This is a genomic window from Streptomyces sp. NPDC028635 (genome assembly GCF_040637635.1).
In the GTDB taxonomy this organism is placed as follows: Bacteria; Actinomycetota; Actinomycetes; order Streptomycetales; family Streptomycetaceae; genus Streptomyces.
The window spans coordinates 1-23,484 of record NZ_JBEZWX010000019.1; the positions used below are offsets into that span (position 1 = coordinate 1).

The following is a 23,484-nucleotide window of genomic DNA, read 5'->3' on the forward strand; positions in this document are numbered from 1 at the left end:
TTGACCCCGCGGATGACGGCCTGCTCGGCCTCCGGGCCGAAGTCCTTGTCACCGATGGTGAACGACAGCTGGACGCGGGCGCTCAGGTCGCGGGTACGCGATGTTCTCCGACGTGGAGGCAGCCAAGAGCTTCTACGGCGACGTCCTCGGCTGGACCTTCGGCGAGGCGTCGTCGGAGTACGGCAACTACACCCAGGCCTACGCCGACGGCAAGGCCGTCGCCGCGGTCGTCCCGCCGATGCAGGGGCAGGAAGGCCAGTCCGCGTGGTGCCTGTACCTCGCCTCGCCGGACGCCGCCGCGACCGCCGCGAAGGTCCGTGAGCACGGCGGCGAGGTGCTGATGGAGCCGATGCGGGTCGGCGACTTCGGCACCATGGTCCTCGCGCGCGAGCCCGGCGGCGCCGTGTTCGGCGTGTGGCAGGGCGGCACGCACGAGGGCTTCGAGGCGGCGCCGCAGCAGCCAGGCGCCTACTGCTGGGCGGAGGTGTTCACCCGGGACCCGGACCGGACCGACGCGTTCCTGACGGCGGTCTTCCCCTACCGGGCCAAGCAGTTGCAGGACGACGCGGTCGACTTCCGTATGTTCGACGTCGGGGAGGACACCGTGCTCGGCCGGATGAGGATGGGCGAGGAGTTCCCGCCCGAGATCCCGTCGTACATCAACGTCTACTTCACGGTGAGCAACTGCGACGAGGCCGTCGAGAAGGCCACCAAGCGCGGCGGTGTGCTGCGTTTCGGCCCGATGGACAGCCCCTTCGGACGCTTCGCCGCGCTGAGCGACCCGCAGGGAGCCTCCTTCTCGGTGATCGACATCACCACCACGGCAGGCGAGATGCCGCAGACCGCGGACGTCACCTAGCCACGGGAGGACCGCGGGCCGGCGCATGGCATGATCGGGCGCATGCGTGAACGAGTGGTGGCGGCCTGCGACGGGGCGTCGAAGGGGAACCCCGGACCGGCGGCCTGGGCCTGGGTGGTGGCCGACGACGCCGAGGTCCCGGCCCGCTGGGAAGCGGGGCCGCTCGGGCGGGCCACCAACAACGTGGCCGAACTGACCGCGCTGGAGCGGCTGCTCGCCGCCACCGACCCGGGCGTGCCGCTGGAGGTCCGCATGGACTCCCAGTACGCCATGAAGGCCGTCACCACCTGGCTGCCCGGCTGGAAGCGCAACGGCTGGAAGACCTCGGCCGGCAAGCCCGTCGCCAACCAGGAACTGGTCGTGCGCATCGACGAGCTGCTGACCGGCCGCGAGGTCGAGTTCCGCTATGTGCCCGCCCACCAGGTCGACGGCGACCCGCTGAACGACTTCGCCGACCGGGCGGCGAGCCAGGCGGCGAGCGTCCAGGAGGCCGCGGGCAGCGCCCTCGGCTCGCCGGAGCCGCCGGCCGCGCCGGACGCCCCGTCCGCAGGCGGTCCGCGCCGGCGCACCGGCGGAGGCAAACCCGCCCGCACGGCCAAGGGCTCCTCGTCGTCGCGCACGATCAAGGCCAAGTTCCCCGGCCGCTGCGCGTGCGGACGCGGCTACGCGGCCGGCGAGCAGATCGCGAAGAACGCCCAGGGCTGGGGCCACCCCGAGTGCCGGGAGGCGGCCGCGGGCTGACGGGCGGAGGCCGGACGGCCGGGGGCTCACGCTCACTGGACAGGCGGGACGGCGTAAAAGCGACCTTCCCGACTGCTACCCTGCGCTGTCGAACGACTGCGTCGGGTAATTCAAGAGGTGCGCGTGAAGGTCGCCTGCATCGGCGGCGGGCCCGCCGGGCTCTATCTGTCGATCCTGCTCAAGCGGCAGGACCCCGCCCACGACATCACCGTCCACGAGCGCAACCCGGAGGGTTCCACCTACGGCTGGGGCGTGACGTACTGGCGGAAACTGCTCGACCGGCTCCACGTCCACGACCCCGAGTCCGCGCGCGAGGTCGAGGCCGCATCCGTGCGCTGGAACGAGGGCGTCGCCCATGTCGGCGACCGGCTGACCAGGCAACCCGGCGACGAGGGCCACGGCATCGGCCGCCACCGGCTCCTGCACATCCTCGCCGGCCGCGCCCGCGACCTCGGCGTTCGACTGGAGTTCGAGTCCGAGGTCCGCGCCGACGACCTGCCCGACGCCGATCTGGTGGTGGCGGCCGACGGCGTCCACAGCGTCCTGCGCACCCGTCACGCCGGCCACTTCGGCTCACACCTCACTCCGGGTCGCAACCGCTACGTGTGGCTCGGCACCACCCGCGTCTTCGACTCCTTCACCTTCGCCTTCGTCGAGACACCGCACGGCTGGATCTGGTGCTACGGCTACCCCTACGGCCCCGGGCACAGCACGTGCGTCATCGAGTGCGCCCCGGAGACCTTCACCGGCCTCGGCCTCGACCGCTGCGGCGAACCCGACCGGCTCGCCCTGCTGGAGAAGCTCTTCGCGCAGATCCTGGACGGCCACCGGCTCATCGGGCGCCCAGCGGGCGAGGGCGGCAGCCCCTGGACGACGTTCCGCACCCTCACCAACCGCACCTGGCACCGCGGCAACCTCGTCCTGCTCGGCGACGCCGCGCACACCACCCACTACTCCATCGGCGCCGGCACCACCCTCGCCCTGGAGGACGCCATCGCCCTCGCCGGCGCCCTGCGTGAGCACCCGGCCCTGCCGCAGGCGCTCGCCGCCTACGAACGCGCGCGGATGACCGCCCTGCTGCCCGCCCAGAGCGCGGCCCGCTACAGCGCCCGCTGGTACGAGGAGCTGCCCCGCTATCTCCAGCTGCCGCCGGAGCAGATGTTCGCCCTGCTCGGCCAGCGCCACTCGCCGCTGCTGCCGTACGTCCCGCCCCAGCTCTACTACCGCCTCGACAAAGCGGCCGGACAGCTCGACGCGCTGCGCCGCCTCAAGCGCTGGCTCGGCCCGAGGCTCGCCCGGAGCGTGCACGCGCGGGAGCTGGCGGCACGCCGCCCGGCGGACTGAGGAACCCCCCCGGGGCGGCGCCGCGGCGAAGGGAAAGCCTGGGAAAAGGAGGGGGGTGAATTCCCATTCACCGGCTATGGTGAATGGGAATTCACCCTTCTTGGTTACCTGGCCCGTACCCGGCCGCTGGAGTGCTCATGGCGTCGCCCGTACCGATATCCCGGCCGAACGGTCTGCGCGACCGGCTCACCATCCCCGTGCTCGCCTTCGGCGGCATCCTCATGGCCGTCATGCAGACCGTGGTCGTGCCGCTCCTGCCCGACCTGCCCCGGCTCACCGGCGCCTCGGCCGGCGCGGTGTCCTGGACGGTGACGGCGACCCTGCTGTCCGGCGCGGTCCTCACCCCGGTGCTCGGCCGGGCCGGCGACATGTACGGCAAGCGACGCGTGCTGACCGCGGCGCTCGCCCTGATGACCGTCGGCTCGGTCATGTGCGCGCTGTCCTCCGACATCGCTGTGCTGATCACGGCCCGCGCCTTCCAGGGCGCCGCCGCCTCCGTCGTCCCGCTGTCCATCAGCATCCTGCGCGACGAACTGCCGCCCGAGCGCCGCGGCTCCGCGGTCGCGCTGATGAGCTCCACCGTCGGCATCGGGGCCGCGCTCGGGCTTCCGCTGGCCGCGCTCGTCATCCAGTACGCCGACTGGCACACCATGTTCTGGCTGACCAGCGCCCTCGGCGCGGCCGGTGTCACGGCGGTGTGGTGGGCGGTGAAGGAGTCGCCGGTGCGCGAGCCGGGCCGGTTCGACGCCCTCGGCGCGCTCGGGCTGGCCGCCGGCCTGGTCTGCCTGCTGCTCGGCGTCTCCCAGGGCGGCCAGTGGGGCTGGGGCAGCGCGCGGATCACCGGGCTGTTCGCCGCGGCCGTCGTCGTCCTCGCGCTGTGGTGGTGGCACCAGCTGCGCAGCGCGCGACCCCTGGTCGACCTGCGGCTCGCCCTGCGCCCGCGCGTGGGCCTGTCCCATGTCGCCGCCCTGCTGACGGGCTTCGCCTTCTACGCCAACTCCCTGGTCACCGCCCAGCTGGTGCAGGCGCCCAAGGCCACCGGATACGGGCTGCAGCTGTCGATCGTCGCCACCGGCCTGTGCCTGCTGCCGGGCGGTGTGACCATGCTGCTGCTGTCGCCCCTCTCGGCCCGCATCTCCGCCGCGCGCGGCCCCCGCGTCACCCTCGCGCTCGGCGCCGCCGTCATCGCCTGCGGCTACGCGGTGCGCATCGCCGACAGCCGGGACCTGTGGATGATCGTCCTGGGGGCGACGGTCGTCGCCACCGGCACCACGCTCGCCTACTCGGCGCTGCCGACGCTGATCCTGCGCGCCGTGCCGGCCGGGCAGACCGCCTCCGCCAACGGCGTCAACGTCCTGATGCGCACCATCGGCCAGGCCGTCTCCAGCGCCGCCGTGGCCGCCGTCCTCGTCCACCACAGCAGCCCGGTCGCCGGGGCGCCGGTGCCGACCCTGCACGGTTACCTGCTCGCCTTCGCCATGGCGGGCGCCGTCGCCCTCGCGGCCTGCGCGGCGGCCCTCTCCATCCCGGGCGAGGAGGCGGCCGGTGCCGTCCGCCGCGCCCGTGGCGGCACCCGGCCCGACCGGGACCAGACGCCGGCGGGAACATGAGAGATGTGAGCACCTCCTCCCGCACGACGGCGGCGGACTCCGCCGCCGCCCCGTCCGCCCCGCCCCGGCCCCAGGCCGCGGCCCGTCGCGACGCCGAAGCGACCAGAGCGGCCATCCTGAAGGCCGCCCGCCACCTGCTGGCCCGGCACGCGCACGCCGACATCACGCTGAAGGCGGTCGCGGAGCGCGCCGGGGTGAGCGCCCCGCTGATCCTGAAGTACTTCGGGAACAAGGACGCCCTCTTCGCCCGCGTGATGTCCTTCGCCGACGACGCCGAGGCGCTGCTGGACGCCCCGCTCGACGGCCTCGGCCGGCACATGGTGCGGCACGTCGTCGTCAGCCAGCGCGAGCAGGGCGCCGACCCGATCCTGCGCATCGTCTTCGCCCCGCTGCACGGTGAGCACGGCGACGTGCTGCGGGCGAACTTCCGCAGCCAGGTCACCGCGCGGCTCGCGGCGCGGCTGAGCGGCCCCGACGCCGCCCTGCGCGCCGAACTCGCCGTGGCCGCCCTGCTCGGCCTCGGCGTGATGGCCGGCATCGCCCGCGGCGACGAGGTACGCGCCCTGCCGGTCGACGACCTGGCCGCCCGCTACGGCCCGACGATCCAGGCCCACCTCACGCCGCCCGTTCCGGCGGCGGCCGCCGCCCGGTGACACACTGACGCCATGGAAGAGCGCGAATTTCCCAGGTCCGGTCAGCACGCATCGGTCATCGGTCTCGGCACCTGGCAACTGGGCGCCGACTGGGGCGACGTCGACGACAAGGAAGCCCTGACGGTGCTCGAGGCGGCCGCCGAGTCCGGTGTGACCTTCTTCGACACCGCCGACGTCTACGGCGACGGCCGCAGCGAGTCCACCATCGCCACGTTCCTCAGCAGCCGGCCCGACCTGCACGTGGAGGTCGCCACGAAGATGGGCCGCCGCGTCGAGCAGATCCCGCAGAACTACGTCCTGGACAACTTCCGCGCCTGGAACGACCGTTCCCGCCGCAACCTCGGCGTCGACCGCATCGACCTGGTGCAGCTGCACTGTCCGCCCACACCCGTCTACTCCTCCGACGAGGTCTTCGACGCCCTCGACACCCTGGTCGAGGAGGAGCGCGTCGCCGCGTACGGCGTCAGCGTGGAGACCTGCGCCGAGGCGCTGACCGCGATCGCCCGGCCGAACGTGGCGAGCGTGCAGATCATCCTGAACCCGTTCCGTATGAAACCCCTGCGCGAGGTGCTCCCGGCGGCCCGGGAGGCCGGCGTCGGCATCATCGCCCGGGTGCCGCTCGCCTCCGGTCTGCTGTCGGGCAAGTACACCAAGGACACGGTCTTCCCGGCCGACGACCACCGCACGTTCAACCGGCACGGCGAGTCCTTCGATCAGGGCGAGACCTTCTCCGGCGTCGACTACGCGACCGGTGTGGAGGCCGCCGCCGAGTTCGCCGCGCTCGCCCCCGAGGGCTGCACCCCGGCCCAGCTCGCCCTGCGCTGGATCGTCCAGCAGCCGGGCGTCACCACGGTGATTCCCGGCGCCCGTTCGCCCGAACAGGCCCGCGCCAACGCGGCCGCCGCCCGGCTGCCGGAGCTGCCGCCGCAGACCCTCACGGCGATCCGCGACCTGTACGACCGGCGCATCCGGGAGCAGGTCGAGCACCGCTGGTAGACGCCCGTCCGGGCCGGACCGGACACGAACACCGCTTTCCGGGGTACCCGCGTCGGAGACGACACTCGGGTTTCAGCGGGAGGAATGGTGGCGGTCGCCGAAGAGGGGCCGGTCCGGCGCCGGGGGCGCAACGAGACCGAGGAGGAGCGGGCCGACCGGATGTGGGTCGAGCTCATCCAGGAGGTGCGGGTCGCGCAGACCGGCGTGCAGATCCTCTTCGGCTTCCTCCTGACCGTGGTGTTCACGCCCAAGTACGCACAACTGGAGAGCACCGATCAGGCCATCTACATCGTCACCGTGGTGCTGGGCGCGTGCGCGACGGGCGCGCTGATCGGCCCGGTCTCCCTGCACCGCCTGGTCGCGGGCCGCCGGGTCAAACCGCAGGCGGTGCGCTGGGCGTCCCGGCTGACGTTCGTGGGCCTGCTCCTGCTGCTCGCCGCCATGACCTCCTCGCTGCTGCTGATCCTGCGCGTGGCGACGCACGACAGCTACGTGCCCTACCTGGTCTCGGCGGTGGTCGCCTGGTACGTGCTGTGCTGGTTCGTACTGCCGCTGTGGACCCGCCGCCGCTACACCTCACGGTGAGCGCCGGGCCTCCAGCGCCGCCAGCTGCCGGTCGTGCGCCCGCGCCGTCACCAGCACGGCGACGGTCGCGCCGACCAGCGCGCAGAACATGTCCCACTGGGTGTCCCAGACGTCGCCCTGCGTGGCGAGGAAGGCGTCCGCCCCGTGCCCGCCGATCACCGCGGCGATCCACTCGAACATCTCGAAGAGCGCGCTGAACGCGAGGCACGCGCACACCGTCAGCGGCGCCAGCCAGCGGCTGCCGCGCAGCGGCGAGGTACGGCTGAGCAGCTCGCGCACCAGCACCGCCGGCACGAACCCCTGCATCAGGTGCCCGAACCGGTCGTAGGGATTACGGGACAGCCCGAGCGCGTCCCGCACCCAGTCGCCCGGCGGCACCTGGGCGTAGGTGTAGTGGCCGCCGAGCGCGAGCACCAGCGCGTGCGCGGCCAGCAGACAGCACAGCAGGTCCGTGAGCGGGAAGCGGCGCCACACCAGCACGGTCAGCGGCAGCCCGGCGAGCGCCCACACCGTCTCCAGCAGCCACGTCGTACGGTCGTACGGCGCCCACCCGGACACCACGAGCCCCGCGACCACCACGCCGGCGAGCAGCACCGGCGGGATCCGGCGCGGCGGCGACGCGGGAGGGGCGGGACGTTTCCTCAGCATGACGGGCTCCTCGTGCGGGGAGCCCCCATCGTGGCCGCGGACGAGCCGCCGCGACATGAGTACGCGTACTCAAGGCCCGGCCGGTCACGGCCCTACCGAGAGCTGGGCCAGGAAGTCGTCGACCCGGACCTCCTCCCGGCCGGGCGGCACCAGCTGCCAGGTTCTGCGCAGGAACGCGGAGACGGCCGGCGCCCAGGCGAACACGACCGCGTGATGGCGCCCCCCGTCCGGGTGGACGTCGCCGAGGAACTCCATGCGCAGCTCGTCGAAGAGCCCCCCGCCCGTGGGGCGCAGGCGCACGTCCCCGACACCGACGGGCCGCCGCAGCCCCTCGCCGAGCATCTCCCGGTCCAGCTGCCAGCGGGCCAGCACCCGGCCCCGGTGGCTGAACACGGCGGTGACGACGAACGGGTCGGCGGCGTCGTAGCTCAGGTGGGCGAGCACGGCGAAGCGTTCCGTGTCGCCCGCCTGCAACTCCACCACGAGCGTCGTGTGAGCGAAGGGGTTCACCAGGTGGGCCTTCCGAGAGGAACGGACGGGAGCCAGCCCCTGGTACCCCCGTGGCGCCGATGATGCTCAGCTACTCGGGTGATTCCCGCGACTGGCACGCAGTGCCGCCAGACAGGAGCCGATCGCCTGCTGCAACTCCTCCAGCCGCGTCAGCATGTCGTCCTCGTAGAAGTCCTCGGCGTCGTCGAAGGTCAGCTCCTCGAACACCCGGGTGGCCCGCTGCAGGCTGCTGTAGAACTTCTGCCGCCGCTCCGTCACCCGCAGGTCCGGGTCGGCCTCCACGGTCTCGGCGACCAGCCCCTTCATCGTGTCGTAGGCCTCGGACGCCCACTCGGCGCTGTCCTCGCCGTCGTCGAGCTCGTCGATCAGGGACAGGTGCCGTTCGGCCTCGCGGCGCACGTCGACCGGCGCCTCGACGGTCTGCCCGGCCGGCGTCCTGATCTGCCCGGACTCGGCGATCTGCCGCACGTAGCCGATGCGGTCCGCCGAGCGGCTCTCGAACGCCACGGCCTTCTTCAGGTCATCGGTGCGCACCACGTCGCGGGCCAGCGCGGCCTGCAGCTCCGGGTCCTCACGCACCCGGTCCAGCAGCGCCTGCTGTGCCGCCCGGGCGGTGGAGGGATCGGCCAGGATCGCGGCGCGCAGCGCGGTGGGGTTCTCCGCCACCTCCAGGGCCTTGGTCGGCCGGATGCCCTCCGCCGCGGCCACCTCGGCGATGGCCGTGCCCCGCTCGGAGGCGGCGCTGCTGCGCGAGACGTAGTAGGCCGGCCACGCGTCGGCGTCCGGCAGTTCCACCTCCTGCCCCAGCCGCAGCGCCTCGAAGTGCGGCACCAGGCCGTCGTCGGCGGCCCGGTCCCAGGCCTTGTAGTAGCGCAGCACCCGCTCCGCCGAGCACCCCGCCAGCTCGGCGAACTCCTTCGCGCTCACCTTCGGCGTCTCCTCGGCGGCCTGCCCGCCCGGGCGCACACTGCGCGCCACCATCAGCGCGAACGCCCACCCGCCGGTGCGCGCGTACGCCCCGAACTCCCGTGCGTCACGGACGACGAGGTCGTCCACGGCTCCCGGCGCGGAAGGGGACGCGGCGGCGGGAGCGGCCCCGGACGCGGGCACCGGCTCGGACACCGGCGGCGACGCGGGCTCGAAGGCCGGCGCGGGCTCGGGCTCGGACGCGGGCGCGGGGACCGCCGCGGGCTCGTGCGCGGCGGTCGGTTCGGACGGGGCGATCGCTCGGGTCACCGGGACACTCCAGAGGGGGCAGGGCCGACGGGTGGGCAGAGCGGAAGCCTATATCCACCCATTGGCCGAGCTTGTACGCACGTGTACCCCATGCGGTGCCACGGCCGCACCGGCTCAGGCGAACGCGTCCCGCAGCGCGGGCAGCAGCGTCTTCTCCGACCAGTCCAGGAACGGCACCTGCGCGTCACCGCCGATCTGCACGAGCGCGATCTCGGTGAACCCGGCCTCGGCATAGGGCCGTACGGCCTCCACGAAGGCCTCCGGATCGTCGCCGCACGGGATCGACTCGGCCACGTCGTCCGGCGTGACGAACTGCGTCGCCGCCTCGAACGAGTCCGGGTGCGGCAGTTCGGAGTTCACCTTCCAGCCGCTGCCGAACCAGCGGAACTGCGCGTGCGCCCGCTTGATCGCGGTGTCCCGGTCGGTGTCGTAGCACACCGGCAGCTGCCCGACCCGCGGCTTGCCCTGCCCGCCGTGCCGGTCGAAGGCCTCCAGCAGGCCCGCCTTGGGCTCCGTCGCGATGACCAGGTCGCCGAGCCGGCCCGCGAGCCGGCAGGACCTCTCGCCGGACACCGCGACACCGATCGCGGGCGGCTCCTCGGGAAGGTCCCACAGCCGCGCCGACTCCACGTCGAAGTGCGTGCCCCGGTGGTTGACGTGGCCGCCCTCGAACAGCGCGCGGATGATCTCCACTGCCTCCTCGAGCATCTCGTGCCGGACGTCCACGGAGGGCCACCCGCCGCCCACGACATGCTCGTTGAGGTTCTCCCCGGAGCCCAGCCCCAGCCGGAACCGGCCCTCGGAGAGCAACTGCAGGGTGGCGGCCTTCTGCGCCACGACCGCCGGGTGGTAGCGGAAGGTCGGGCAGGTCACGTACGTCATGAGCGGAATGCGCTCGGTCGCCTGCGCGGCGGCGCCCAGCACGCTCCACGCGTACGGCGAGTGCCCCTGCGACCGCAGCCAGGGAAAGTAGTGGTCGGACGTCACGGAGAAGTCGAAGCCCGCCTTCTCGGCGCGCACCACGTGGTCGACCAGCTCACGGGGGCCGGCCTGCTCGGTCATCATCGTGTATCCGATTTGCACCATGCGTCACGAGTCCCCGGCAGACGGGCGGTGAAAACGAGGCACCCCTCACGCGGAGGCCCTCTCGACCGTTCGGCGTACACGGAGGCAGGATGCCTCTCATGATCGCGCGTCCGCTGCCTTCGTCCGCTCCCGCCGCCCAGGGTGTCGACGCCGCCGGCGTCGAGGCCTTCCTCGACGCCCTCGACGCCGCGCCGGGCATCGCGCCGCACAGCCTGCTGATCCTGCGCCACGGCCGCCTCGTCGCCTCCGGGTCGTGGGCGCCGTACACCCAGGACCGCCGGCACCTGTTGTACTCGCTCAGCAAGAGCTTCACCGCCACGGCCGCCGCTCTCGCCGCCGCCGACGGGCTGCTGCGGCTGGACGACCCGGTGCTCGCGTACTTCCCCGAGTTCGCTGACGAGGTCACCGATCCACGCGTCCGCGGCATGCTGGTGCGGCACGTGGCGTCGATGGCCAGCGGACATGTCGCCGAGACCCTGGACCGGGCCCGCACCCTGGACCCGGACGACCTGGTCCACGGCTTCCTCCTGCTGCCGCCGGAACGCGACCCGGGCACCGTGTTCGCCTACAACCAGCCGGCCACCTACACGCTCGCCGCCCTCGTGCAGCGGGTGACGGGCCGGCTGCTCACCGACTACCTGCGCCCGCGGCTGTTCGACCCGCTCGGCATCGGCGACGTGGTCTGGCAGCGCGACCGGGCCGGACGCGAGGTGGGCTTCAGCGGTCTGCACGCCACCTGCGACGCCGTCGCGCGCCTCGGGCAGCTGTACCTCGACCGCGGCCGGTGGGAGGGAAGGCAGCTGCTGTCCGAGGCGTGGGTCGCCGAGGCCACCCGCCCGCACATCGCGACCGCCGGCGCCCTGTCCGGCGGCGACTGGGACCTCGGTTACGGCCTGCAGTTCTGGATGTCCCGGCACGGCTACCGCGGGGACGGGGCCTACGGCCAGTTCTGCCTGGTGCTGCCGGAGCAGGACGCCGTGGTCGCCCTGACGTCGGAGAGCGCAAGCATGCAGACGGTGCTCGACCTGGTCTGGAGCCATCTGCTGCCCGCGTTCCGCCCCGGACCGCTGAAGGACCGGGACGGAGCCGACGCGGCCCTGCGCGAGCGGCTCGCACACCTGGCGCTGCCCGCGGCACCCGGCAAACCCGCGCCGCCGGAGCGCGCGGACACCTGGGCGGGCGCCGTGTTCGCCCCGCAGGGCGGCCGCTGCGCGGACCAGCCCGGCCTCACGTCCGTGTCGGTGACCGCCGAGGAGGACGGCTGGACGCTCACGCTCACCGAGGACGGCCGGGGACTGCCGCTGCGCCTCGGTGACGGCGGGTGGGCGGTCGCCGAGGAGCCGCTGCCGACCGCCGTCAGCGGCGGCTGGACGGACGCCGGCACCCTGGCCGTGGACGTGGCCTTCCTGGAGACCCCGCACTCGTTGCGCCTGACCTGTTCGCTCCCGGAGCGGACGTTCACCGCCCGCTGGCACACGACGCCCCTGGTGCCCGGCGTGCCGCTGCGCAGGATGCGCGCACCCGGCGCGTCATTCTGAGGCGGGACGGAACGTGCGCAGGACGACCTCCTGCGCCTGACGCAGGCCGGTCTCGTCCCAGTCGGCCGCGGGGGCGGTCAGGCGCAGCGAGAAGCCCCGGCCGCCGCCCAGCAGGACACCCCGGCCGAAGGTGCGCACCCGCGTCCCGCCGTCCGTCACCAGCCACTCCATGTCGGCCGCCCGGCGGCCCTGGTACGTCGTCGCGCGGATCGGCCCGATCCGCCGGTAGCCGCCCGTGGCCCGCAGCCCGGGCTCCACGTCGTCCCGCCAGACGGCGACCGGGTCCGCGCCGACGCGCTCGCTGTAGGTCACGGCGAGCGTACGCGGATCGCCGGTCACGCCGAACACGACCCGGTACGCCCGGTCCTGCCCCCGCGAGGTGCGCAGCCGCCCCCAGCCGGCCGGCAGCGCCACCGAGAACCCCTCCGGCGCCCGGTACAGCCGGTAGCCGGACGGCAGCCCCGGCGCCGGGGTGCCGGACGGCCGGGGAACCGTGACCGTCGCGCTCGCCGCGGCGGAGGGGAGCGGTGGCGGTGCGGCGTCCGGGGAGCCCGGCCCCCGCCGCAGGGCGAGCGCCAGGGCGGCCAGGGCGACGACCGCGACCGCGGCCCCCACCACGACGTACCGCCGCCACGAGGGCGGGCCGGCGTGCCAGGCGGCGTAGGCCAGGCGCAGCCGGGGCGCGGGCACACTCGGGGCGATCGCGTCCGGATCCTCGTGCAGCACGCGGGTGAGCGCCTCGCGGACGACCGCACGCGACAGGCGTTCCCGGGAGTTCTTGCGCAGCAGCCCCTGCACCACGCGCGCCAGCGGCCCGCAGCGCACGGGGGTGCGCAGCGGCAGCCGGTCCACGGCCCTCAGTGTGGCCTCCGGCCGCTCGCGCTCCCGGAACGGCGGCCGGCCCTCGACCATGGTGTACAGCAGCGCACCGAGCGCCCACAGATCGGCGGCCGGTGAGATCCGCTCGTCGCGCGCCTGTTCCGGCGAGGCGTACGACGGTGCCGCGACCCGCGGAGCCAGGGTCGCGCCGGCCAGCCCGAAGCCGGTGACCGCGACGGGCGCGTGCTCGCGCACGAGGACCTGGCCGGGGCTCAGCTCACCATGGGTGACGCCCTCCCCGTGCGCGGCCTCCAGCACGTCCAGCAGCTCCAGGGCGATGCGTGCGGCCCGCACCGGGTGCAACGGCCCGTCCTGGGCGAGGAGTTCGCCCAGCGGCGTGCCCGCGGTCCACTCCGTCACCGTCCACAGGTCTCCCGCCTCGTACACGGCGTCGACGACCACCGGGACACGGCCGGGGCACAGCCGGCTCATCGTCTCGGCCATGCGCACGACGCGGCCGGTGGTCCGGCGCGCCTGCTCCCGCTCGCCGGCCTCGCTGCCGGTGTCCGGCAGCCCGGTCCGGGTGAGCAGGCGCGGCTGTCCGGCGGCCAGGTCCTCGCCGTACCAGCAGACCCGGTTGGTCTCCTCGTGGACGACGTCCAGGAGCCGGTACCGTCCGGCGACCAACGCCTGCGTGGAGCTGTCCGCTGTGCCCATGGTCATCCCTCGCTGCACCCCGGTTCACCCGTTTCCCTGAGGTACGGCGACCGGGGCGAGGTCCGTTCAACGCGGCCCGCATTCCTGTCCTTCGTTCAAAAGCCGGGGTGCGACGGGGCGACCGAGGTGATCCCGCGGGTGCGGCAGGCTCCGGCGCGCCCGGAGGGGCGGGACGCAGGGGTCCGCCCCGACCCAGGGGGGAGTGGGCCGGGGCGGCGTATGGTGCTGCCCTTCAAGACGCCGGATCACCCGAGGGGGTTGCTCCGGACGTCGGGAGAACCGGCCTGCGCCTCATCGGCGAGCGGCCGGACCCGCGCCCGAGGCGGCGTCCTCCGGCCGTTCCGCCACCGCGGCCTGCCGCCGGCTCTTCGCCGGGGCGCCGCAGAAGGCCGACTCCAGCGTGCGCAGCATCGTCGTGTGCACGGCCGCGTTGTTGGAGGTGTCGGCCAGCGCGGCGAGACTGCGCCGACCGTCCGCGGAGGTGAACGCGTAGCTGTAGTAGCCCTGCACGGCCCCCGTGTGCCCGTACACCGACACCCCGCAGGACAGGTCGCGGCGGCGCAGCCCGAGGCCGTACGCCTGCCCGGTGCCGGCCGGCACCCAGCTGCGCATCTGCCGCAGTTGCGCGACGGAGGTCAGCCTGCCGCGCAGCAGCGCCGAGTAGAAGGTGTTCAGGTCCCGGGTGCTGGAGATGATCGCACCCGCGCTCTGCGCCCACGACACGGTCTGCCGGGTGGCGTCGACCAGTGCGGTACCCGGCGCGTCCGGGGTGAGGTAGCCGCGGGCGTACCGGCCGGGCAGCGCGGTGCCGGGGTGCACGTAGAACGTGTCGCGCAGCTTCAGCGGTGTGAAGATGCGGTCCTGGTAGGCGGTGGCCACGGGGCGGCCGGTGAGCTTCTCCACCAGCATCCCGGCCACCACGAAGTTGGTGTTGGAGTACGCGTAGGCGCCCCCGGGCCTGCCGGTCGGGGCGTGCCGCAGCGAGCGCTCCACCAGCTGGCGGTAGGTGAACACCTTGGTGCGCACGGCCTCGAAGCCGGGCACCGTCCGCGCGAACATGTCGTTGGTGTAGTCGTACAGACCGCTGCGGTGGCTGAGGACGTGCCGGACGGTGATCCGGCGGTCGGGCAGCAGCCCCGGCAGGTAGTGGTCGACGGACGCGTCCAGGTTCAGCTTGCCCTCGTCGGCCAGTTGCAGCAGGACCACGGCCGTGAAGGTCTTGGTGATGCTGCCGACGCGGAAGCGGTCGGTGTCCGCGAGGGCCCGCTTGGTGGCCCGGTCGGCCACGCCCACGGACGCGGTCAGCACCGAGCCGCCGTCGTCGATCCGGGCCGTCGCGCCCGGAGCGCCCTGCCGCCCGGCGGTGCGCAGGACCTCGCGCAGCCCGGCGAGGTCGGGCCGCGGCAGGGCGGCCGCCGGTGCGGCGGGATGCGCGGGGCGCGCGGTGGCGGCGTGTGCCGGGACGGTCAGCAGGGACAGCACGACCGCCCCCAGTGCCGTACCTCTGCGCAGTGCTGCTGGGATCATCCGAGGCCTCTCGTTTCCGTCACGTCGCTGTGCTGGGGCCACAACTGACCGTCCGTCGGAAACGGGACGGCGTGGCCGCGCACAGTATCGCGGCGAAAATCAAGAAAAGCGACAATCCGGGCGCACGTCCGGTGGTGGGTCCTGGAGGTGACGGCAGCGGGTCACGGGCCTGAGGACGGCGGCTCATGGACGGGACGGCTGACGGAGCTGACGACGGCGACCGCGTCAGCAGAACAGGCGCCTGAGGACGGTCAGGGCGTGCGCGGCTCGGGCGCCAGCAGCCCGTCGCGGTAGGCGATCGCCACCGCCTCCGTACGGCTCGCCGCACCCAGCTTGGCCAGGATGTTGGAGACGTGCACGCTCGCCGTCTTGCCGGTGATGAACAGCTCCTCACCGATCTGGCGGTTGCTGCGGCCGAGAGCGAGCAGCCGCAGCACCTCCCGCTCACGCGCCGTCAGCGGCGAGAGCCCGGACGGCCCTTCGGCGCTCGGCGTGTCGCCCAGCCGGCCACGCCGGATCAACGTGTCGACCCGCTCCAGCAGCGGCGCGGCCCCCAGCCGTACGGCCGTCTCCCGCACCTCGCCGGCCTGCACCGCGGCCTCCGCGCGCCGGTCCTCCGCGAGCAGCGCCTCAGCCCACCGCAACCGGCACCGCGCCTGCTCGTACACCTCGCCGTAGCCGAACGCGGCCACCGCCTTCTCCCAGGCCGCCGCGTCCGGTCCGACGACCGCCCGGGTCCACTCGGCCTCGGCGCGCGCCAGCCACGCCTGGCCTTCCGGCCCCTGCGGCGGCCCCGCCTCGCTGTGTCCGGCCACCCGCCGCGCCGGCTCCACCAGCTCGCTCGCCACTTCCGCCCACCGCCGCGCCCCCGCGCCGTCACCGGCCGACCGCAGCGCGGCGGCCTTGTCGGCGACCGCGGACAGCGCCAGCGCGAGCAGCCGCACCGCCACATCCGGGAGGGCGCCCGCCTCGTCGGAGAGCGCCGACACCGTGGCGCGCGCCTGCTCCACCGCCGCCTCGGCATCGCCCCGCCACGCCGCCTCGTCGGTCAGCACGATCCCCGCGACCAGCGTGGCCATCCAGTCGAACGGACCCTTGAGCAGCGCCCGCGCCCGCCCGGCGGCCCCCGCGTCACCGCGCGCCAGCGCCACGTACAGCGCCGGCCCCGCCGTGTAACCGCCCGCCGACGGCACCGCCTCGGCCTCCGCCGCCGCCCGCAGGCACTCGTCCCAGCGGCCCAGCGTGTACAGCACCAGCTGCTGCAGATACTGCATCTCCAGCGGATACGGCGACGACAGCAGCCCGGCGTCGCGAGCGCGTGCCAGCCCCTCCGCCGCCCACGGCACGCTCTCCTCGAAGGCGCCCGCCTCGAAGCAGCCGACCGCGAGATGGAACAACGCCCGCATCTCCACCGGGGCGTTGCCCGCGCCCCGGGCCAGCTCCCGGGCCCGTACCAGCCGTTCGCGTCCCTCGGCCGTACGCCGCGCACCGCCCTCCAGACCCACCAGCGAGATCAGCAGATCGGCCTGCGCGTCCGCCACCCCCAGCTGCTCCGCCGCGGACAGCGCCCGCCGCGCCACCCGCGACGCGGCCGTCGTCTCGCCGACCTCACGGGCCGCCATCACATGGGTCGCCGCCGCCCACACCCACGTACGCGTCGGCGGCTCCTCGGGGATCAGCGCGAGCGCCTCGCTGCTGTAGGCGAAGGCGGCGGTGAGATTGTCGACCGTCAGCAGGTTCCCGGCGAGCGTGTAGCGCACCCGGGCAGCCAGCTCCGAGTCCGCGTCCTGCCCGATCCCGGCGAGCGCCGCCCGGGTCAGCGCGACCGCGCGGTGCGCCTCGCCCGCGTGCACGGCCGCCGCCGAGGCGCGCAGCGTCAGCGTGATCCGGTCGCTGCCCTCACCGGCCGGCCGGGCGGCGCCGTCCACCGCGGACCACAGGTCGAGGGCCGTCTCCAGATGCCGCAGCTCCTCCGCCGGCGCACCGACGCGCCGGGCGTGGTCGGCGGCCTCCAGCGAGGCGGCGAGCGCCTCGGGCAGATGGTGGCTCTCGCGCCAGTGGTGGGCGCGCTCCGCCGCACTCTCGCCCGAGCCGCCGCGCCCCGCCAGCAGCCGCGCGAACGTGCCGTGCAGGCGCGCCCGTTCACCGGGCAGCAGGTCGGCGTAGACCGCCTCACGGATCAGCGCGTGCCGGAAGGTGTACGTCTCCCCGTCGCCGGGGACCAGCAGCTGGCGGCCGACGGCCTCGCGCAGCGCCGCCTCCAGCGTGTCCTCGGACAGCCCGACCGCCTCCCGCAGCAGGTCGTGCTCCACCCGGCGTCCGGCGACGGCGGCGGTGCGCAGGACCTGCTGCGCGGTCTCCGGCAGCTGCTCCACCCGGATCAGCAGCACGTCCGCGAGGGCGCTCGGCACGCCCTGCGCCTGCGTACCGGTGGCGGCGAGCAGCTCCTGCGCGTAGAAGGCGTTGCCCTCGGCGCGCTCCACGATCGTGCGCATCGTGCCGTCCGGCAGCGGTCCGCCGCGCAGCGTCCGCAGCAGCCGGGTCATCTCGGCGTCCGGCATGGGCCGCAGCTCCAGCCGCTCCACCGCCGGCAGCCGCACCAGCTCCGCCAGCAGCGGCCGCAGCGGATGGCGCCGGTGCAGGTCGTCGGAGCGGTAGGAGGCGAGGACCGCCAGCCGGGGTCCCGGTGCGCCCAGCGCGCCGCGGGTCAGCAGGAACCGCAGCAGGTCCCGGGAGGACTGGTCGGCCCAGTGCAGATCCTCCAGGACGAGCAGCAGCGGGGTGTCCTCGGCGAGCCGGGCGAGCAGCGCGGCCATGCCCTCGAACAGCCGCAGCCGGGCGTCCGCGTCCCGCCCGGGGTCGCCCCCGCGCGCCTCGCCGCCGCCGCGCAGCCGCTCCACCGCGGCGTGCGCGGCCAGATGCGGGGCCAGCCGCTCGTCCCCGGCGATCCGGCCCAGGATCTCCGTGAACGGCAGATACGGCAGGCCGACGTCGCCGAGGTCCACACAGTGCCCGGTGAGCACGCGCATGCCCTGCCCGGCCGCGTGCCCGGCGACCTCGTCCAGGAGCCGGGTCTTGCCCACCCCGGCGTCCCCGGCCACCACCACCGCCCGCGCCTCACCGGCGCGGGCGCGCTCCAAGGCGCCGAGGAGCCGGGTCAGTTCCCGGTCCCGGCCGACGAGCGGCGAGGTGAAATCGGTCTGCGACACGGACCAATCCTGGCACGCACCAGTGACAACCCGGCCCCCACCGGGCGCCCCGGCACCGCCCGGCAGCGACCGCGTCGCGCGAAGGGCACCCGACCGCAGCGTCTGCGCCCTGCGGGCGGGGCGCAGGGGTGGCGTCTGCGCCGAGCTGGAGACGCGTCCGTCAGCGACTGCGCCGTGCAGGTGGGGTGGGGCCCGGGGTGGCGTGTGCGTCGTGTCGGGCGGGGCGGGGGGGTCTGCGGTGGCGTGTGCGCCGTGCCGGGCGGGGGAGTGGGGTGGCGTGTGCGTTGTGCGGGGCGGGGGGTCTGGGGCGGCACGTGCGCGCCCCCGGAGGGAGGTCAGCGCCGCGCCGACGCCCCGGACCGCAGGTCACCGGCGTCCACGTCCCCGACCGCACGTCACCGGCGTCCACGTCCCCGACCGGAGGTCACCGCGCCGTCCACGCCCCCCGACCAGAGGTCACCGCAGTGTCCGGGCCCAGTCTGCCGGTACCCGGCCCGCCGGTCCCGGGGCGGGCTGGTTCTCGGGGTGGCTGTGCGGGGGAGCGAGGGCGGGGCCGCTGTCGTACAGCTCATCGGTGGCGTAGTTCCAGAACCACTCCTCGCCCGGCTCGTAGCTCTGCACCACCGGATGTCCCGTCGCGCGGAAGTGCGCGGTGGCGTGCCGGGCGGGGGAGGAGTCGCAGCAGCCGATGTGCCCGCACTGCGCACAGCGCCGCAGGTGGAACCACCAGCCGCCCGCGGCCTCGCACTCCGCACAGCCGGTGCCGCTCGGCGCCGCGGTCGGGTCGATGCCGTCGGCCTGGGTCATTCCGCCTCCTCGGGTGGGGTGTCGGGTTCCGCCGCGGTGAGCGGCAGCAGCACCCGGAACCGGGTGTCACCGGGCTCGGAGTCCACCTCGATGCCGCCGTGGTGCTTGTTGACCACGATCCGCCAGGAGATGTCCAGACCAAGACCGGTGCCCTCGCCGACCGGCTTGGTGGTGAAGAAGGGGTCGAAGATGCGGTCCCGGATCTCCGGCGGCACGCCCGGACCGGTGTCGCGGAACTCCACCAGCAGCCGGTCGTTCTCCCTCGCCGTCCGCACGGTCAGCGTGCCCTCGGCGCCGGTGTCGTGGATCGCGGCGACGGCGTTGTCGATCAGGTTCGTCCACACCTGGTTCAGCTCCGCCGGGTAGGCGGGGATCCTCGGCAGCGTACGGTCGTAGTCCTTGACGACCTTGATCCCGTCGCCGATCTTGCCCGACAGCATCAGCAGCGTGCTGTCCAGCAGCTCGTGCACGTCGGCGACCTGATAGGGCGCGCGGTCCAGCTGCGAGTACTGCTTGGCCGCGTCGACGAGGTGCGAGATACGGGTGGTCGAGTCCTCGATCTCGTCCATCAGCAGCTCGGTCTCGACGGTGTAGTTCAGCCAGCCGATCGCGCCGGGAAGGACGTCCGGCTCGACGGCGGCAGCGACCTGCTCCAGCCAGTCGACGTCGAGCCCGGCCTGCACGAACGTCGGCGCGACGCGCCAGCCGTCCGGGATGTCGTGGTCGTCGAGCCAGTCGCTGAGCGCGTCCTCCCGGTCGGCGGCCTCCAGCGGGCTGAGCGCGGGCGCCTTGCCGACGCGTTCCGCGGTGCGCTCCTGGATCTCGATCAGACCCGCGAGGACCTCGCGCGGATAGGGCCCCGAGGAGATCACGGCGAGCTTGTGCCGCATCTTCGCGACCCGCTCGCGCAGGGTCGCGGTGGCCCGCACCGCGGCGGCCGCCGGGTTGTTCAGCTCATGGGTGAGCCCCGCGGACAGCGAGCCGAGCGCCAGCAGCCGCTCCCGCTGCCCGATGGTGCGCTGTGTGGCCTTCGACCCGAAGAACAGGCCCTCCAGGAGGTGGACCGCCATCGGGAACCACTCCTGCATGACACTCGCGAACGTGTCGGCCGGCAGCACGAAGAACCGCGTCGGCTCGGTCACCCGCATGGAGTTGTTGTAGACCTGCTGCACCCGGTCACCCAGGTAGGCCTGCATGGCGCCCGCGTACACCCCGGGCTGCGAGGTCCGCGTCACCTCCACGTCCTCGGCGCCGACCCGGCGCGACAGCACCACCGTGCCCTCGACCATCACGAAGAAGCAGGTCGCGGGGTCCCCCTCGGCGTACACCGGGCCGGGGTCGAACAGCTCCACCCGGCCCTCGCTGCACAGCCGGCCCAGCTGCTCGGGGGAGAGCTTCTCGAACAGGAACAGCGAGCCGATCTCCGCCGGGCTGCACGGCACCGGCCGCCCGCTCACGACTGCTCCAGGTAGCGGTGGACGAGCATCACGGCCATGGCTCCCTCTCCGACGGCGGACGCGACCCGCTTCGCGGACTCCGCGCGCGCGTCGCCCGCGACGAACACGCCCGGCACATTGGTCTCCAGGTGGTACGGCGGCCGGTCCAGCTCCCAGCCCGCCGGCGGCCGCCCGTCGGGGGTGAGGTCGGGGCCGGCCAGGATGAACCCGCGCTCGTCGCGCAGCACCGTCCCGTCCAGCCAGTCGGTCAGCGGGGCGGCGCCGATGAACACGAACAGCCAGCCCGCGTCGACCTCCTCGCGCTCCCCGGTGTCGACGTCCCGCAGGGTGAGCCGCTCCAGCCGCCCCTCGCCGTGCGCGGCCTCGACGACGGTGCGGGGGCGCACCACGATGTTGGGCGCCTCCTCGATCTGCTGGATCAGGTAGTGCGACATCGACGCCGACAGCGACGGACCGCGCACCAGCAGCGTCACCCGCTTCGCGCCCCGCGCCAGGTACATCGCCGCCTGCCCCGCCGAGTTGGCGCCGCCGACGATGTACACGTCGTGGCCCTGGCAGGAGGACGCCTCGGTGAGCGCCGAGCCGTAGAAGACGCCGCAGCCGGTGAGGTCGTCGGCGCCGGGTGCGGGCAGCTGCCGGTACTGCACGCCGGTCGCGAGGATCACGCTGTGCGCGGCGACCGCCGACCCGTCGGCGAACCGCACGACCCGCGCCGCGCCGCTCACCTCGAGACCCGTGACCTCCCGCGCGGTGAGGATCTCCGCGCCGAACTTGGCGGCCTGCCGCCGGGCCCGGTCGGTGAGCTGGGCGCCGGAGACGCCGTCCGGGAAGCCGAGGTAGTTCTCGATCCGGGAGCTCTGGCCGGCCTGTCCACCGGTCGCCGACCGCTCCACGAGCACCGTGCGCAGTCCCTCGGAGGCCCCGTACACGGCGGCGCCGAGCCCGGCCGGGCCGCCGCCGATCACGACGAGGTCGTAGAAGTCGGCCGTCGGTGTCGTGGCGAGGCCGACGCGGGCGGCCAGCTCGGGCGGGTCCGGCTCGATCAGCGGCTCGCCGTCCGGTGTGACCACCAGCGGCAGCCGCCGCCCGTCGGCACCGGCCGCCGCGAGGAGCCGCTGCCCCTCCGGCTCGTCGGAGGAGTACCAGCGGTAGGGCACCTGGTTGCGGGCCAGGAACTCGCGCACCTCCGAGGAGTGCGCCGAGAACCGGTGACCGACCACCTTGGTGCTGGGCACCGGCTTGAAGTCGCTGCCCTTCCACGCCTGGAGCAGGTCGTCCAGGACCGGGTAGAGCTTCTCCTCCGGCGGGTCCCACGGCTTGAGCAGATAGTGGTCCAGGTCGACGACGTTGATCGCGTCGATCGCCGCGTTGGTGTCCGCGTACGCGGTCAGCAGCACCCGCCGGGCGCCCGGGTAGACGTCCATGGCGCGTTCGAGGAACTCGATGCCGTTCATCTGCGGCATACGGAAGTCGGCCAGGATCACCGCGACCAGGTCGCCGCGCAGCTTCAGCTCCCGCAGCGCCTCCAGCGCGGACTCGCCGGACTCCGCGCGCACGATCCGGTACGACTCGCCGTAGCGCCGCCGCAGATCGCGGGCGACGGCGCGGGAGACCCCCGGGTCGTCGTCCACGGTCAGGATGACGGTCCGCGCAGCATCGGCGGCCTGTGCCATACGACTCCCACCCCGAGGTCGGTCACCGGCCCGGCCCGCCCTTGTGACGCGCCGGTCCGTGGCCCATCGTATGTTCGATCCGCCCGGCCCGCTCGGGTATGCGCCCCGGGCTCAGGGGCGGCGCTCGCCGAGCACGCAGAACTCGTTGCCCTCCGGATCGGCCAGCACCACCCACGGCTGCTCGCCCTGCCCGACGTCGGCGCGGCGTGCGCCCATCGCGAGCAGGCGCTCCACCTCCGCGCGCTGGTCGCCGGGGCGGAAGTCGAGATGGAGACGGTTCTTGACGGTCTTGGCCTCCGGCACGGGCACGAAGAGCAGCCCCGGCAACCGGTCGGGCGCCGCACGGATCTCGAACTCGTCGGGGTCGTCGCCGACGACCGTCCAGCCGAGGGCCTCGGCCCACCAGCGGCCCAGGGCCGCGGCATCGGCCGCGTCCACGATCACCTGCTCCCACTCCAAGGTCATGCCGGCAGCGTAGTGAGGAAGACTGGGGAGACCGGGGGAGACACCCGCGGATTCCGACACGAGGAGGCGGCCGGATGACGGGCCCGATCACGGCAGGGGTCGACGCGACGGACGAGAGCCGCTCCGCGCTCGACTGGGCGGCCCGGGAGGCCGTGCGCCGCTCACTGCCGCTGCGCGTGGTGCACGCCTGGGAGTTCCAGCCGGCCGTGCCGTCCGAGGCGGCCGGCTACGAGGCGCAGCAGGGCTGGGCGGTGCAGGCGCTGGAGGGCGCGGTCCGCGAGGTCGCCGAGCGGCACCCGGGCCTCGCGGTGACCAGCGACGTGCTGGAGGGCGCGGCGGTACCGGCCCTGCTGGAGGCGGCCGCCGCCTCCGAGCTGCTGGTGCTGGGCTCGCGCGGGCACGGCCGGCTGATGGGCTTCCTGCTCGGCTCGGTCGGCCAGCAGGTGATCGCCGAGGCCGCACGGCCCGTGGTGCTGGTGCGCGCCGGTGACGAGGCGAGCGCCGAGGCGGCGGGGCGGGACGTCGTCGTCGGCCAGCACGGCGAGCCGGAGGACAGCGCCGACGTGCTGCGGTTCGCCTTCGAGACGGCCGCCGCGCGCGGCGCCACCGTGCGCGCGGTACGGGCGTGGACGCTGCCGCCGGTGTTCGCCTACAGCCCCGGCTCGCTGAAGCTGGCGGACGACGCGGGTGGTCTGGAGCCGTTCGAGCGCAAGGCCCTCACGGACGCGCTGGAGCCTTGGCGCGAGCGCTTCCCGGACGTGCCGGTCGTCGAACACGTGGAGATCGGCAGCGCCGGCCAGGTGCTGCTGTCGGTGGCGGACGAGCACGCGCAGCTGCTGGTGGTCGGACGGCGGGCCCACCGCACGGCGGTCGGCGCCCGCATCGGCTCCGTCGCCCACGGCGTGCTGCACCACGCCGGCTGCCCGGTGGCCGTGGTCCCGCACGCGTGAGGCGTCACCGAGGCAGCGGTCCCGCACGCGTGAGGCGTCACTCAGGCAGCGGTC

The 23,484-nt window shown here is 74.2% G+C and carries 20 protein-coding genes; 9 read left to right on the forward strand and 11 right to left on the reverse strand.

Features of this window, described 5'->3' with window-relative positions; all coding sequences use genetic code 11:
- Window positions 1–100: 100 nt before the first annotated feature.
- The 7 genes from AB0E88_RS20880 to AB0E88_RS20910 all read left to right on the forward strand — a co-directional run bounded on the left by AB0E88_RS20880 (window position 101) and on the right by AB0E88_RS20910 (window position 6,788).
- Window positions 101–859: a VOC family protein gene (locus AB0E88_RS20880; protein ID WP_361632416.1), complete on the forward strand. Its 759-nt coding sequence runs from the start codon at window positions 101–103 to the stop codon at window positions 857–859.
- 30 nt (window positions 860–889) lie between these two features.
- A complete protein-coding gene (locus tag AB0E88_RS20885) occupies window positions 890–1,600 on the forward strand; it encodes a ribonuclease H (protein WP_361632418.1) in 711 nt (236 codons plus the stop codon).
- A 117-nt stretch (window positions 1,601–1,717) separates the two neighbouring features.
- Entirely contained in the window at window positions 1,718–2,944 is a 1,227-nt protein-coding gene (locus tag AB0E88_RS20890; protein WP_361632420.1) for an FAD-dependent monooxygenase, read from the forward strand.
- A 137-nt stretch (window positions 2,945–3,081) separates the two neighbouring features.
- Window positions 3,082–4,554 carry an MFS transporter gene (locus AB0E88_RS20895; RefSeq protein WP_361632422.1) on the forward strand — a complete coding sequence of 491 codons (1,473 nt, stop codon included), beginning with the start codon at window positions 3,082–3,084 and terminating at the stop codon, window positions 4,552–4,554.
- Window positions 4,555–4,559: 5 nt separating this feature from the next.
- On the forward strand, window positions 4,560–5,207 hold the full coding sequence (locus tag AB0E88_RS20900; protein WP_361632424.1) for a TetR family transcriptional regulator: 648 nt from the start codon (window positions 4,560–4,562) through the stop codon (window positions 5,205–5,207).
- A gap of 12 nt (window positions 5,208–5,219) precedes the next feature.
- Window positions 5,220–6,203, forward strand: coding sequence for an aldo/keto reductase (locus tag AB0E88_RS20905; protein WP_361632426.1), 984 nt, complete (start codon window positions 5,220–5,222; stop codon window positions 6,201–6,203).
- A gap of 84 nt (window positions 6,204–6,287) precedes the next feature.
- Window positions 6,288–6,788, forward strand: coding sequence for a DUF6328 family protein (locus tag AB0E88_RS20910; protein ID WP_361632428.1), 501 nt, complete (start codon window positions 6,288–6,290; stop codon window positions 6,786–6,788).
- Here the strand turns inward: AB0E88_RS20910 and AB0E88_RS20915 are convergent.
- From AB0E88_RS20915 to AB0E88_RS20930, 4 genes are all read right to left on the reverse strand, one after another.
- Complete coding sequence (locus AB0E88_RS20915) at window positions 6,780–7,436, reverse strand: DUF2238 domain-containing protein (RefSeq protein ID WP_361632430.1); 657 nt, start codon at window positions 7,434–7,436, stop codon at window positions 6,780–6,782. The genes AB0E88_RS20910 and AB0E88_RS20915 overlap by 9 nt on opposite strands.
- A gap of 84 nt (window positions 7,437–7,520) precedes the next feature.
- Window positions 7,521–7,946, reverse strand: a complete 426-nt coding sequence (locus AB0E88_RS20920) for an SsgA family sporulation/cell division regulator (RefSeq protein WP_361632432.1) — start codon at window positions 7,944–7,946, stop codon at window positions 7,521–7,523.
- Window positions 7,947–8,012: 66 nt separating this feature from the next.
- Entirely contained in the window at window positions 8,013–9,002 is a 990-nt protein-coding gene (locus AB0E88_RS20925) for a hypothetical protein (RefSeq protein ID WP_361632625.1), read from the reverse strand.
- A gap of 294 nt (window positions 9,003–9,296) precedes the next feature.
- Entirely contained in the window at window positions 9,297–10,268 is a 972-nt protein-coding gene (locus AB0E88_RS20930) for an LLM class F420-dependent oxidoreductase (RefSeq protein ID WP_361632434.1), read from the reverse strand.
- A gap of 98 nt (window positions 10,269–10,366) precedes the next feature.
- Here AB0E88_RS20930 and AB0E88_RS20935 point away from each other — a divergent pair, with 98 nt between their 5' ends.
- A complete protein-coding gene (locus tag AB0E88_RS20935) occupies window positions 10,367–11,806 on the forward strand; it encodes a serine hydrolase (RefSeq protein ID WP_361632436.1) in 1,440 nt (479 codons plus the stop codon).
- Here AB0E88_RS20935 and AB0E88_RS20940 read toward each other — a convergent pair.
- From AB0E88_RS20940 to AB0E88_RS20970, 7 genes are all read right to left on the reverse strand, one after another.
- On the reverse strand, window positions 11,798–13,348 hold the full coding sequence (locus AB0E88_RS20940; protein WP_361632438.1) for a serine/threonine-protein kinase: 1,551 nt from the start codon (window positions 13,346–13,348) through the stop codon (window positions 11,798–11,800). The two genes, AB0E88_RS20935 and AB0E88_RS20940, sit on opposite strands and share 9 nt — an antisense overlap.
- Window positions 13,349–13,633: 285 nt before the next feature.
- Entirely contained in the window at window positions 13,634–14,869 is a 1,236-nt protein-coding gene (locus AB0E88_RS20945) for a serine hydrolase domain-containing protein (RefSeq protein WP_361632440.1), read from the reverse strand.
- 251 nt (window positions 14,870–15,120) lie between these two features.
- Window positions 15,121–18,078 carry an AAA family ATPase gene (locus AB0E88_RS20950; RefSeq protein WP_361632442.1) on the reverse strand — a complete coding sequence of 986 codons (2,958 nt, stop codon included), beginning with the start codon at window positions 18,076–18,078 and terminating at the stop codon, window positions 15,121–15,123.
- Between the two features lie 456 nt (window positions 18,079–18,534).
- The gene (locus tag AB0E88_RS20955; protein ID WP_361632444.1) at window positions 18,535–18,885 is read right to left on the reverse strand and encodes a UBP-type zinc finger domain-containing protein; all 351 of its coding nucleotides are present in this window, start codon (window positions 18,883–18,885) and stop codon (window positions 18,535–18,537) included.
- The gene (locus AB0E88_RS20960; RefSeq protein ID WP_361632446.1) at window positions 18,882–20,342 is read right to left on the reverse strand and encodes an ATP-binding protein; all 1,461 of its coding nucleotides are present in this window, start codon (window positions 20,340–20,342) and stop codon (window positions 18,882–18,884) included. The genes AB0E88_RS20955 and AB0E88_RS20960 overlap by 4 nt, the downstream gene beginning before the upstream one ends.
- A complete protein-coding gene (locus AB0E88_RS20965) occupies window positions 20,339–22,015 on the reverse strand; it encodes an FAD-dependent oxidoreductase (protein ID WP_361632448.1) in 1,677 nt (558 codons plus the stop codon). The genes AB0E88_RS20960 and AB0E88_RS20965 overlap by 4 nt, the downstream gene beginning before the upstream one ends.
- A gap of 111 nt (window positions 22,016–22,126) precedes the next feature.
- Window positions 22,127–22,480, reverse strand: coding sequence for a VOC family protein (locus AB0E88_RS20970; RefSeq protein ID WP_361632450.1), 354 nt, complete (start codon window positions 22,478–22,480; stop codon window positions 22,127–22,129).
- Window positions 22,481–22,554: 74 nt separating this feature from the next.
- On the opposite strand from AB0E88_RS20970, the gene AB0E88_RS20975 reads away from it, so the two are divergent.
- The gene (locus AB0E88_RS20975; RefSeq protein WP_361632452.1) at window positions 22,555–23,430 is read left to right on the forward strand and encodes a universal stress protein; all 876 of its coding nucleotides are present in this window, start codon (window positions 22,555–22,557) and stop codon (window positions 23,428–23,430) included.
- Window positions 23,431–23,484 lie beyond the last annotated feature (54 nt).

What these genes read in the sequence shown, in the direction of transcription:
- AB0E88_RS20880 (WP_361632416.1), top strand. Translation starts at nt 101, where the DNA reads ATGTTCTCCGACGTGGAGGCAGCCAAGAGCTTCTACGGCGACGTCCTC.
- AB0E88_RS20885 (WP_361632418.1), top strand. Translation starts at nt 890, where the DNA reads ATGATCGGGCGCATGCGTGAACGAGTGGTGGCGGCCTGCGACGGGGCG.
- AB0E88_RS20895 (WP_361632422.1), top strand. Translation starts at nt 3,082, where the DNA reads ATGGCGTCGCCCGTACCGATATCCCGGCCGAACGGTCTGCGCGACCGG.
- AB0E88_RS20905 (WP_361632426.1), top strand. Translation starts at nt 5,220, where the DNA reads ATGGAAGAGCGCGAATTTCCCAGGTCCGGTCAGCACGCATCGGTCATC.
- AB0E88_RS20910 (WP_361632428.1), top strand. Translation starts at nt 6,288, where the DNA reads ATGGTGGCGGTCGCCGAAGAGGGGCCGGTCCGGCGCCGGGGGCGCAAC.
- AB0E88_RS20915 (WP_361632430.1), bottom strand. Translation starts at nt 7,436, where the DNA reads ATGCTGAGGAAACGTCCCGCCCCTCCCGCGTCGCCGCCGCGCCGGATC.
- AB0E88_RS20930 (WP_361632434.1), bottom strand. Translation starts at nt 10,268, where the DNA reads ATGGTGCAAATCGGATACACGATGATGACCGAGCAGGCCGGCCCCCGT.
- AB0E88_RS20935 (WP_361632436.1), top strand. Translation starts at nt 10,367, where the DNA reads ATGATCGCGCGTCCGCTGCCTTCGTCCGCTCCCGCCGCCCAGGGTGTC.
- AB0E88_RS20940 (WP_361632438.1), bottom strand. Translation starts at nt 13,348, where the DNA reads ATGACCATGGGCACAGCGGACAGCTCCACGCAGGCGTTGGTCGCCGGA.
- AB0E88_RS20945 (WP_361632440.1), bottom strand. Translation starts at nt 14,869, where the DNA reads ATGATCCCAGCAGCACTGCGCAGAGGTACGGCACTGGGGGCGGTCGTG.
- AB0E88_RS20955 (WP_361632444.1), bottom strand. Translation starts at nt 18,885, where the DNA reads ATGACCCAGGCCGACGGCATCGACCCGACCGCGGCGCCGAGCGGCACC.
- AB0E88_RS20965 (WP_361632448.1), bottom strand. Translation starts at nt 22,015, where the DNA reads ATGGCACAGGCCGCCGATGCTGCGCGGACCGTCATCCTGACCGTGGAC.
- AB0E88_RS20970 (WP_361632450.1), bottom strand. Translation starts at nt 22,480, where the DNA reads ATGACCTTGGAGTGGGAGCAGGTGATCGTGGACGCGGCCGATGCCGCG.
- AB0E88_RS20975 (WP_361632452.1), top strand. Translation starts at nt 22,555, where the DNA reads ATGACGGGCCCGATCACGGCAGGGGTCGACGCGACGGACGAGAGCCGC.